The organism is Streptomyces sp. NPDC026659 (genome assembly GCF_040638245.1).
Lineage (GTDB): Bacteria > Actinomycetota > Actinomycetes > Streptomycetales > Streptomycetaceae > Streptomyces.
In genome coordinates this window covers 1,051,814-1,063,025 of the sequence record NZ_JBEZXY010000001.1, presented here as the reverse complement: position 1 = coordinate 1,063,025, position 11,212 = coordinate 1,051,814, and the positions used below count along the sequence as shown (strand labels likewise).

Here is an 11,212-nt window from a genome sequence, read left to right as displayed (position 1 = left end):
CTGGAACTGCTGGAGCGATCCCTGAAGCGGTTCGTCGCTGACGGCGAGCCGGGATCTCTGTAGATCAGCCCGGCTCATTCTGTTAGCCGCTGTAACTGCGCTCCCAAGCCGGTCCACTTGTGCAGCGTATGCGGTGACCGAGCGCCAGCTCACTCACGTGTTGAGGGGCAGGCAGTATGCAAGCGTTGTTACCGGGCCCCGCAAAGAGCGTGTGGTCAGTGTGGCAAGAATCGCCCTACGAAAATCAAAGGATCTTCGGGCAGGGTTGATCTATGCGCCCATTGCTATTACGGACCGGAAAATACTTGCGCTACCTGTGGACTGCTTCGGCAGTGCCGGCGCAGTCGTATCACAGGCGAATACGCCTGTGAGCGGTGCTATAGGCGACCCACTCGAATCTGCTCGTGGTGCGGTCGAGACCGTCAGATCCACGCGAGATGGCCTGGCGGACCAGTCTGTGATACTTGCTATAACCGAACTCTGTCTGAACCAGGGGATTGCGAGGGATGCGGCAAGCGGCGAGCACTAATTTCCACTAATTCATTTGGAAGGCGTGTGTGCGGCCCCTGTGGCGGCAGTTGGCTAGACTACCTTTGCCGCACCTGCGGAGAAGCGGGATTCCTGTATGAGGACGGGAATTGTGATCGTTGCGTCCTTAAAGTGAGGTTGCGTGACCTATTCTCCGATCAAGACGGCTTAATCAAGCCGGAAATTCAGCCGCTGATCGAGGTGCTAGGAAGCGTTCCGCGTCCATACCGCAGACTTCAATGGCTAGCCAAGGGGCGTGCTGCGCAGTTACTAGTCCAAGTCGCCCGAGAGGATAGGAAAGTAAGCCATGAACTCTTGGATGAGATGCCGCTGGGGCCTGCCGCGGATTATGCTCGAAGTGCACTAGTCCATTCTCACGTACTGCCTGAGCGGGTGGAACACTTCGGACGCCTTGAGGCTTGGTCAAAGAACCTGCTAGTGGGCAAGCCTGCTCATCACGTGCGCTTGTTACGCCCGTTCATCCAATGGCACATCATCCTCCGAGCTCGACGTAAGGTTCAGCGTCACCAACTCAGTTATGGTGCGGCTCAATCGACTCGGCGACGGATTAGCATTGCCTTTCAGTTTTGGATTGGCTGGATCGGCGAGGTAGTCTCTTTGAGGAGATCACTCAGGGAGACGTCGACCGCTGGCTCGCAGAAGGTTCGACTATGCGATATCAGGTTCGATATTTTATTGGTTGGGCTGTGAGTCGGCATTTGATCGACCCGGTATTCGTGCCATGTCGCCCGCAGGGGAATCCTGAAGTCGTCCTTGATGAGTACGATCACATCCAGCAGATTCGCCGATGCGTAATTGACAGTGGAATTCCATTGGACGTTCGTGTGGCCGGAGCACTGGTTCTTGCCTTCGGGGCCACTCTCGCTCGGATTGTTTGCTTGACTTTCGACGATCTAATTCGGGCGGATGGGGAGACTTACGTTTCTCTCGGTAAGAAGCCATTGCTTTTACCTCCGCAGCTCGCATGTCTAGTGATGGAACTCGCTGACTCTCCACGGAATTTGTCGGTGATTGGAGCGACCGTAGGGTCGTCGCGTTGGTTGTTCCCGGGAAGGCGGGCTGGCATGCACCTTGCCGCTGGAACCCTGGCTCGGAGGTTGAAGAAATTTGGAATCACACCTCCGGGTGCTCGCAACGCTGCTCGAATGTCCCTTGCGGCTGACCTGCCGGCACCCGTGATTGCAGGGCTCTTCGGCATGCATATCAACACGGCTGTTCGGTGGGTTCGCTTCGCTAAGCGTGACTGGGCCGGGTACCTGGCGGCTCGTGCAGAGGATCTGGAGAAGACAACGAAGCGTCAGCAGTAGGTACTCTGCATTAGCGTCCGGTCGCCGTCAAGATTGTGAAAATGCTGGTCAAGGGTGGTGATCTGGGATTTCGGCACTTCTGCTCACAGGCTTCTTGATGGCTTGTAGTTGGGTCTGATGCGAGACTGCGTTTCGCGTCCCCTGTTCGCGTGTGAGCGAGACACCTGGGTTCGACTGCGCGGAGGTCAGACGGCTTTGACCACGCGCTCCAAACCCATCGACTGTCGCCGAACGAGCCCCCTGCCGTGTGACGGTGAGCTCTATCCCGGTGAGGAACGGCACCTTCGAACGGGAGGCTGGGCAACCGCTTGGGCATGCAGATCGTCCTTAATGCATGACGTCAGCAAGCCCTGCCCGGCCCTCACCTCCGCAGCACTGGCGGCACTGCGGCCACGGCACCGACCCGGTCGGCTGCCGAGGCATCCAGGTCAGTGGATTTCCCGCGTGCTTGGCCCATTTGTCCGAGACTGATCGCATTGCCTACTTCGCGGCTCTGTCGCCTGGAGCCGACGTAGACCACCGCGGTACCTCCTTCACCCCTGAACTGCTGAGCCGGCTACTTGACGCACTGGCAGCCGACCCCACCACCAACAGCCCTCACGTAGGCGACGCCCGGTTCGAGCAGGCGACCTTTTCGGGCGACGCACGGTTCTACAGGGCATTTTTCTCCGGTGAGGCCCGGTTCGAGGGGGCGACGTTCGCTGGTGTTGCCCGGTTTGGTGAGGCGACGTTCTCGGGGTCCGCTCGCTTCGAGGGGGCGACGTTCGCTGGTGTTGCCCGGTTTGGTGAGGCGACGTTCTCGGGGTCCGCTCGCTTCGAAGGGGCGACGTTCTCCGGGCCTGCCCGCTTCGGCCAGGCGACGTTCTCCGGCGAGACTCGGTTCAACCAGGCGACGTTCTCCAGCGGTGCTGGATTCCGTGATGCGGTCTTCTCCAGCGAGGCCCGCTTCAGTCTGACGGCGTTCTCAGGGACCGCCCAATTCAAGGGGGCGACGTTCTCAGGAGCTGCGCTGTTCGGCGGGGCAACGTTCTCTGGGCCAGCAAGGTTCAGTTCGGCCACGTTCTCTGGGACTGCCCGTTTCCGTTCGGCGACGTTCTCTGGGACCGCTGAGTTCGACCGTTCGACGTTCTCTGGGCCCGCCCAGTTCGGCACGGCCACCTTCATCCGTGACGCCGACTTTGGCGGGGCAACCTTTGAAGCCGGCGTTGGGTTCAACGAGGTGACCTTCTGCAGTGAGGCCGACTTTGGCGGGGCGAGGTTTGAAGGTGGCGCCGAGTTCAAGGTGGCGGCCTTCGAAGGTATGGCGGGGTTCGCCGAGGCCACGTTCTCCGGTGACCTCAACTTCAGCGGGGCACGGTTTGAAGTGGCGCCACACTTGGGGCCGCTGATGTGCGGAAAGCGGGTGGCGTTGGACGGTGCGGTGTTCCAGCGGCCGGTGACGGTGGAGATCGGTGCCCGTCATGTTAGTTGTGCGCGCACACGGTGGGTGTCAACCGCCACTCTGCACCTGCGCTACGCCGAACTGGACCTGAGGGATGCGGTCTTCGAATATCCGATGCTGGTCGCTGCTCGCCCCGACCCTTTTGTTCGCCCTGCATCGGGTGCCCCGCTATCGGAGGCGCAGCTGTCTGGAGAGAAGCCCGGTGTGCGCCTGGCATCGGTGGGCGGGGTGGATGCCGCCTACCTGGCGCTGCACGACATCGACCTAAAGCGGTGCCGCCTGGCGGGCGCTGTGCATCTGGACCAGATGAGGGTGGACGGCTGGTGCACCTTCGCTACCACTCCCACCGGCTGGAACCGGCGCTTCCCCTGGCGGTGGAGTCGACGCAACACGCTTACCGAAGAGCATTACTGGCGGGTGCGCACCGCCCGCCACTCCAGCTCGGCCATCGCCCCTGGCTGGATGTTCCCGCCACAGGACGCCCCCGAGCTGAAGCCAGCGGCGGTGGCCGCCTTGTACCGGCAACTGCGCAAGTCCATCGAGGACGGTAAGAACGAACCGGACGCTGCCGACTTCTACTATGGCGAATGCGAGATGCGTCGCCATGACACTACCCGCCCCTTCGGTGAGCGGGTACTCCTAACCTCCTACTGGGCCCTGTCGGGCTACGGACTGCGCGCTACGCGCGCCCTGACGTGGCTGGTGACGGCCATGGCCGCCACGATCATGGCGATGGTGCTGTGGGGTCTGCCCGTCGACGACCCGAAACCGCAGACCACCGGTCAGCAGGTGAGTGCCGGTCAGAACCTAAAACTCACCACCGATACACCCGACCCGCGCAACCCCACCGGCCCGTTGAGTGAACGGGTCACCACCGAACGGTTCGATAAGGCGGTACGGGTGGTGATCAACTCGGTGGTCTTCCGTTCTTCTGGCCAAGACTTGACCACCTTCGGCACCTACACCGAAATGCTCTCCCGCCTCACCGAACCCGTTCTCCTCGGCCTCGCGGTTCTGGCAGTCCGTAGCCGCGTCAAACGCTGACGTCCCGGACCGCGCAAGGACCAGTGCGGCGGCTCGGGATGAAGCGAGCACACAGGTCAGTTCAGCTCCCAGTGGCTGTGGATCTCAGGGCCGCAGCCACATCTACTGACACCAATCTTGCGGTATCTGATCCATGAGCATCGGTGGGTCCCGACGATCCTGGTCTGAGGGCGTGCTATGACGCACCGAACTGTGTACCCCGTGTAGTGGACAGACATGGAGGAGCTGGTGTGACGCAGTGTGTGAAGGACTCGCTGCCCGGGACGGTCGGCTTGCATGGTTGGTCGAGTCTGTGGCGTCGGCCTTCAAGCTGAGGCCCCTTCCACACCAAGAGCAGGGATCTGGCGAATAGCGCACAGCAGGAATAAGTGCTCTCCGCCAGTATCAGCGGCTGAGCCCGTGACACGGGCTCGATGAAGGGGCGTCGGCCGAACAGGCCGGCGCCCCTTCCGCTGGGGCGACTCAGGGGCTTACGGGGTGGCCGAGGGCATGGACCCGCTCGGCTTTCGTCTCGAAGTCCGCGGTGGGGGAGAGGGCCGCGACCATGTGGCGGGTCAGGGGGGCGCCGGTCAGGATGGCGCGGACCGCGTCGAGGTCGATCGGCCGGTCCCAGTTCTCCTCGGCGAAATTCGCGTACGCCTCCGCGCTGCCGTCGGCGAGGAGGCCGAAGAGCCATTCGGTGCCGTCCGATTCGTCGGCGGCGAATGTCACCGGACCGCAGTGCCAGGCGGCTGCGCCCGTCTCGCGCCAGGCGCAGACCGTGGCGTCGAGGAAGCCCTCGAACTGGAGCTCCGGTGCCGTCGCGTAGTGCGCCAGGGAGGCGGGCAGGCCGTCGAGCAGGCCCGGCCAGTGTGCCCGCGGATCCTCCCGCCAGGGCGTGGCGTCGCATTCGTGGTCGAAGCCGTGGAGGAAGACCCCGGCCGGGGCGAACACGATGCCCCACTGGTCCCCGGAGCCGTTCTCCATCCGGGCCAGGTCGACCCCCTCGCGCCAGTTCGGCTGGTACGTGTGCATGGGCGCCGTCGGGTCGAGCACGGTGTCCAGCACCGCGAAGGCGCGGCAGCGGGCCGCGAGCGCGTCGGGGTCGGGCAGCAGGGGCAACAGGTCGTGCACGTTCATGACGGCCATTCAACAGCGCACCACTGACAATGCCCCGGCCGCTCACAGGCCGGGGCATTGCGGTCCTCAGCCGCGACGTTTGGTTCCCAGGACGCGGGTAAAGGTCGCCGGGTCTTCGTTGAAGCCATGGACGCCCGCGTGGAAGGTCCATTCGCCGGAGCCTTCCCGCACGAACTCGGCGACCGTCGCCGCCATGGCATCCGGTGTGGAGGCGAAGCCGGTCTCGGAGAGCGCCGTGTAGCCCTCGCTGACGCGGACCGCCGGGTTCAGGACCGAGGCGAACGTGGTGCGCCCCTGGCCCTGCTGGATGACGACACCGACCACCACGCGCGCGTAGCGGCCGTCCAGACGGTCGAGTTGGAGGTTCATGACCTCGTCCCAGCCGAAGCCCTTGCCGTCCGGGCTGTCCCGGTTGAGGGAGATCGTGCCGTCCGGGGAACGGCTGTCGAAGTACACCAGATAGGCGGGTGCCCCGTACGCGTCGTCCGCCGTGAACGTCGCGGCCACGAGGTCCAGGTCGGAGGGTGGCTGTCCCGCCGGACCGGGGTCCCACTTCAGTGCCACCTCGACCCTGCGGATTCCCTTGCCGAATCCGGTCACCAGGTTTCCCCTCTCCCGAAGGTCCGATTTCTCAACTTCCGCTGCATAAAGCCTCGTTGTTCATCGTGCCACGCGAACAGGGCGCCCGCGCGGGGGATATGAGCCGGAGCGTGACCGACGCCACGTCCCGTGGCCTTACGATGGCGCAGTGCTGGTCAAGTGGATTCGCTGCACCGTCGTGGACCGCCGGGGGTTCGAACGGGGACAGCGGAAATGGGCGGGGCTTCTGGGGGAGCCGGGATTTCGGGGACAGGGCGGAGGCTGGAGCCGGCAGCGGCCGGGCGTCGCGCACATCTTCGCCTTCTGGGAGAGCCGCGCCTTCTACGACTCCTTCATGGCGCGCTCGCACGACCGCCTCGCCGCGTCGCAGTCCGGCACGTTCAAGGACAGCCAGGTCAAGCTGTTCGAGTACCGCTTCGACGTGAAGACCGGCTTCGAACCCCGGTTCACCGACGCGGATCTGATCCGGGTCGCCCTGTGCCGCGCGCACGAGGAGCGCGTCGAACACTTCACCCTCATGCAGGAGAAGGTCTGGAACCCCGCCATGGCGGGCTCGCCCGGCATGATCAGGGGCATGTTCGCCGAGGCACCCGCGCACGAGTTCCTGGTGCTGTCCATGTGGCGCTCGGCCGCCGAGCACGGCAAGTACCGCACCGAGCGCGTGGAGCGCCTCGCCCTGCGCGCCCAGACCGAGGCGGACATCGCCGCCCTCTCCGGCGACATCGTGGAACTGGAGCCGTCCTGGACGGTCTGAGACGCCCGGATCGTGTGACCTACGCCGTATGAAGCCGGTACGCGTGCGCGACCGTCGCCGGGGCGATCTAGGGTGCTGGCATGGCACGACCACGGCGCATCATCCTTGTCCGGCACGGCGAGTCAACGGGCAACGTCGATGACTCCGTGTACGAGCGCGAGCCCGACCACGCCCTCGCCCTGACCGGGCGCGGCCGACGCCAGGCCGAGCACACCGGCGAGCGGCTCCGCGAGATCGTCGGCGACGAACCCGTGAGCGTGTACGTCTCCCCGTACCGCCGCACCCACGAGACCCTGGACTCCTTCCACCTCGATCCCGCGCGCATACGCGTGCGCGAGGAGCCCCGCCTGCGCGAGCAGGACTGGGGCAACTGGCAGGAGCGCGACGACGTACGCCTCCAGAAGGCGTACCGCGACGCGTACGGCCACTTCTTCTTCCGCTTCCCGCAGGGAGAGTCCGGCGCCGACGTGTACGACCGGGTCGGGGGCTTCCTGGAGAGCCTGTTCCGCAGCTTCGAGGAGCCCGACCACCCGCCGAACGTCCTCCTGGTGACCCACGGCCTGGCCATGCGGCTGTTCTGCATGCGCTGGTTCCACTGGACCGTGTCCGAATTCGAGTCGCTCTCGAATCCCGGGAACGCCGAGATGCGCATGCTCGTTCTCGGGGAGAACGGCAAGTACGCCCTCGACCGCCCCTTCGAGCGCTGGCGCGAACCGGTGCCGTACTGGATGGGCGGTTGAGAGCGGGCGCGCCTTCCCAGGCCGGATCGCCGAACCCGGGGCACTGAAAACCGGATGATCGAACACCAGGACCGCGCATAGGCTGCCCGAAGATGACCTCCGACTCCTTCTCTTCCGGGCGCCTCGACCGCGCCCTGGCCAGCCTGCGCGGACTTGCGGTGGGCGACGCGCTCGGCTCGCAGTTCTTCGTCCCGGTGAACCACCCCCTGCTCAAGCGGCGCGAGCTGCCCGACGGACTCTGGCAGTGGACCGACGACACGGAGATGGCCTGCTCGGTCGTGTCCGTCCTCGCCGCCCACGACCGCGTCCACCAGGACGCCCTGGCCCACTCCTTCGCCCACCACCACGACTTCGACCGCGGCTACGGCCCCGCCGTGAACCGACTGCTGCGCCTCGTCCGCGAGGGCGCCGACTGGCGCGAACTGGCCGCCCGCCTCTTCCAGGGCCAGGGCTCCTGGGGCAATGGCGCCGCGATGCGGATCGCCCCGCTCGGCGCTTGGTACGCCGACGACCCCGAGCAGGCCACCCACCAGGCGGAGATCTCCGCCTACCCCACCCACCAGCACCGGGAGGCCGTGGCGGGCGCCATGGCGGTGGCCGCCGCTGCCGCGCTGGCCGCCTCCCCGGACGGTCCGCCGGCCCCGGAAGCGCTCCTGGACGGCGTCATCGCCCTGGTGCCGAGAAGCGCCGTGGAGGCGGGCCTCAGGCGCGCCAGGGGCATGCTCGACTACGAGGACGCGGCCACCGTCGCCGCCGTCCTCGGCTGCGGCCGCCGCACCAGCGCGCACGACACCGTCCCGTTCGCGCTCTGGTCCGCCGCCCGCGCCCTCACCGACTTCGAGCAGGCCTTCTGGACGACGGCCCAGGTCGGCGGCGACGTGGACACGACCTGCGCGATCGTGGGCGGCGTCCTGGCCGCGGGCCCGGCGGGCGCCCCACCCGAGACGTGGTCGGAGCGGACCGAGGGGCTGCCCGCGTGGGTGCCCGACGGCCGCTGACGGCAACGGACGACGGCTGCTCCGGAGGCGGTACGACCCGGCTCCGGCCGTCCAGGACCGCGTGGGGGAGGGGCGGGGTGTCGCGCCCCGCTCCGGGCGGCGTACGCTAAGGGCGCCATGCCGTACGAACCACCCACTCATACCGTCGAGCGCTCCCTGCGCGCCACGACCGGAGCGAAGGTCATCGCCGGCGTCGACGAGGTGGGACGCGGCGCCTGGGCCGGGCCCGTCACGGTCTGCGCGGCGGTCACCGGACTCCGGCGTCCGCCCGAGGGGCTCACCGACTCCAAGCTGCTCACGGTCAAGCGGCGTACGGAACTGGCCGGGATACTCCAGACCTGGGTGACGGCCTATGCCCTGGGAGACGCCTCCCCCGAGGAGATCGACGACCTGGGCATGACCGCCGCGCTGCGCCTGGCCGCCGTACGGGCCCTGGAGTCGCTCCCGGTGCGTCCCGACGCCGTGATCCTCGACGGCAAGCACGACTATCTCGGCGCTCCCTGGCAGGTGCGCACAGTGATCAAGGGTGACCGGTCGTGCGTCGCCGTCGCGGCGGCCTCGGTGATCGCCAAGGTGCGGCGCGACAAAATGATGGCCGAACTCGGCGTCGGCCATGCAGACTTCGGATTCGCGGACAACGCCGGGTATCCCTCACCCGTGCACAAGGCCGCACTGGAGGAGCGGGGACCCACTCCGTACCACCGCCTGTCGTGGGCGTATCTTGATGCGCTGCCCCAGTGGCGGCACCTCAAGAAGGCCCGCGCCTGGGCCGGCGGAGGCGCTCCGGAGATCGAAGGCCAGCTCGGCTTCGACTTCTGACGGTTCCGCTCGCACTGATGTGCCACCCGGACGTCGGTGTTGTTTCAACGTTTGATAAAAATCAGCTCATGCCTCTCATTCCCGAGGAGCCTCAGATTCACGAGAGTGCCCAGGGTTCCAGCGCCACGGCGGCCAGCAGCCACCTCGCGCCGACCCCTCGCCCCGTACCCGGCCCCCGCCCAGCGGCTTCGGCCCGCCCCGGTCGTCCCGGCCCCCCGCGGCCGGCACCGCCGGTGCAGCGCACGCCGCGTGACGTGGCTCCGGCCAAGCCGAGCCCGTCGGGCCCGGCCGCTTCCGCCGCCCCCGCGGCGACCCCGCAGATCCAGTTGCTCCCGGCCTCGGCCGAGGGTGCGCTCGACGCCGCCGAGGAGGCGCTGGACCTGCTGCTCGACTCGGGCCGTTCCCCGGGTGAGGTGCTGGTGATCACCACCGGCGCCCAGCACCCGTGGACCGAGCACGAACTGTCCTTCGGTGAGGCGTCCTACTGGGCGCAGCACGACGCGGGCGACGACGTGTTCTACACGGACGCGACCTTCGCCGCCCGCGCCGCCTCCCGTCCCGTGGTCGTCGTGGCCGTCAACGGGGGCAGCACCGAAACCGCCACCACCGCCCTCTCCGCGGCCCACTCCCGGGCCGGAGCCCTGCTGATCGTCTGCGGCGACCCGCAGCAGATCAACTCGGTCCTGGGCGCCGGGGTCTGACCCCGAGCGGAACGGGTCACCGGTCGCTCCGGTGATGTCCGCGCCGCCGTACGGTCTCTGCCGTGCCCGGAGCGCCGTCCGGTGGCCGTCCCCGTCACAGGGGCCGGCCACCGGACGGCGATTCGCCGTTCATGGTGCGTGAGCGTTCATGGTGCGTGAAGTCGTTCCGGCGGCGGCGCTGTGCCGCCGCCGTTGCGCGGGCGTACGTGCCGTGAACCCCGGATCAGCGGGCCGCCGCCCGGCGCAGCACCTCGGAGACCGGGCCACCGGTGCGCGGTGCCAGGGGCGGGACCTCCGACAGGGCGAACGACTCCGGCGCCGAATGGGCATGGGGACTACGGCCCCCGCGTCCCTCTCCGAGCACCTGCCAGCCCTCCTGGGTGAGCGTGATGTAGGCGCCACAGCGCAACCCGTGCAGCGTGCACGCGTCGCGCAGCCCCCACATCCAGGCGCCGTCCTCCTCCGTCCAACGCGCTTCGCCCTCGCGGCAGTAGAGCAGCACGGCGGTGCGCACCGGAGTGCGGCGGCGCAGGTCGTGCGGGATGATCCGGCGCAACTGGTCGAGCAGCGCGTTGCGGAACATCCAGCCGTCGGCCGGGGCGGAGCGCCTGGTGAACGAGGCGCTGGCACACAGCCGTTCGTCGGCATCGAGCACGGCCACGACGGCCGTGGACGGTCTGGGGCGATGGCGGACGTGCAGCCCGCCCACGACCTCGCGCGGGTTGCGCAGCAGCGGGATTCTGGCGGCTGCCCACTCGGCGGGTTCGAGCAGACGGCTGGCGGAAGCGGCGGTCACGGACGTCGACAACGAGGCCGCCGAGGACGAGGCGAATCCGAAGGTCACGTTCCTCCCTTCGGCTACGCGCCCACACTGCGGGCGAGGTCGGATTCGGGGGAGCGCGCACCGCAGTAAAGCCCAGCCGGAACACGGGCGAGCCGTGCGGGGAGCGGACTTCAATTCTTCCTGTCGAACTTGGATGCGGCAACGAGCAATTGGGGCCGCCGACGGTTATCTGGTGGTGCGTTACTTATATCCCTACCCCCGGCGACCACCGGCGACGCCTCGGGCGACCGTTTCGCGCCCTTTCCGCGCCCCGGCGCCGACGCCCGCGTGCGAGGGGGTGTGTCACGCCGTCCGGA

At 67.2% G+C, this 11,212-nt stretch carries 9 protein-coding genes; 6 read left to right on the top strand and 3 right to left on the bottom strand.

Going from position 1 to position 11,212, the window contains the following annotated elements; genetic code table 11:
• Positions 1 to 2,313 precede the first annotated feature (2,313 nt).
• Complete coding sequence (locus tag AB0E91_RS04570) at positions 2,314 to 4,341, top strand: pentapeptide repeat-containing protein (RefSeq protein WP_361775039.1); 2,028 nt, start codon at positions 2,314 to 2,316, stop codon at positions 4,339 to 4,341.
• A gap of 462 nt (positions 4,342 to 4,803) precedes the next feature.
• On the opposite strand, the gene AB0E91_RS04565 is transcribed toward AB0E91_RS04570, so the two are convergent.
• Positions 4,804 to 5,460: a hypothetical protein gene (locus AB0E91_RS04565; protein ID WP_361775036.1), complete on the bottom strand. Its 657-nt coding sequence runs from the start codon at positions 5,458 to 5,460 to the stop codon at positions 4,804 to 4,806.
• Positions 5,461 to 5,526: 66 nt separating this feature from the next.
• Positions 5,527 to 6,060, bottom strand: coding sequence for a TerD family protein (locus AB0E91_RS04560; protein ID WP_361775033.1), 534 nt, complete (start codon positions 6,058 to 6,060; stop codon positions 5,527 to 5,529).
• Between the two features lie 148 nt (positions 6,061 to 6,208).
• On the opposite strand from AB0E91_RS04560, the gene AB0E91_RS04555 reads away from it, so the two are divergent.
• From AB0E91_RS04555 to AB0E91_RS04535, 5 genes are all read left to right on the top strand, one after another.
• Positions 6,209 to 6,814 carry a YdbC family protein gene (locus AB0E91_RS04555; RefSeq protein ID WP_361117428.1) on the top strand — a complete coding sequence of 202 codons (606 nt, stop codon included), beginning with the start codon at positions 6,209 to 6,211 and terminating at the stop codon, positions 6,812 to 6,814.
• Positions 6,815 to 6,894: 80 nt separating this feature from the next.
• Positions 6,895 to 7,554, top strand: a complete 660-nt coding sequence (locus AB0E91_RS04550; RefSeq protein ID WP_361775030.1) for a histidine phosphatase family protein — start codon at positions 6,895 to 6,897, stop codon at positions 7,552 to 7,554.
• Positions 7,555 to 7,646: 92 nt separating this feature from the next.
• Entirely contained in the window at positions 7,647 to 8,552 is a 906-nt protein-coding gene (locus AB0E91_RS04545) for an ADP-ribosylglycohydrolase family protein (RefSeq protein WP_361775027.1), read from the top strand.
• A gap of 117 nt (positions 8,553 to 8,669) precedes the next feature.
• Positions 8,670 to 9,371, top strand: a complete 702-nt coding sequence (locus AB0E91_RS04540; protein ID WP_361775024.1) for a ribonuclease HII — start codon at positions 8,670 to 8,672, stop codon at positions 9,369 to 9,371.
• A gap of 68 nt (positions 9,372 to 9,439) precedes the next feature.
• Positions 9,440 to 10,072 (top strand): hypothetical protein, encoded by a 633-nt coding sequence (locus AB0E91_RS04535; RefSeq protein WP_361775021.1) that lies wholly within the window; start codon positions 9,440 to 9,442, stop codon positions 10,070 to 10,072.
• Positions 10,073 to 10,295: 223 nt separating this feature from the next.
• Here AB0E91_RS04535 and AB0E91_RS04530 read toward each other — a convergent pair whose 3' ends face one another.
• Positions 10,296 to 10,916: a hypothetical protein gene (locus AB0E91_RS04530; protein WP_361775018.1), complete on the bottom strand. Its 621-nt coding sequence runs from the start codon at positions 10,914 to 10,916 to the stop codon at positions 10,296 to 10,298.
• Positions 10,917 to 11,212: the final 296 nt, after the last annotated feature.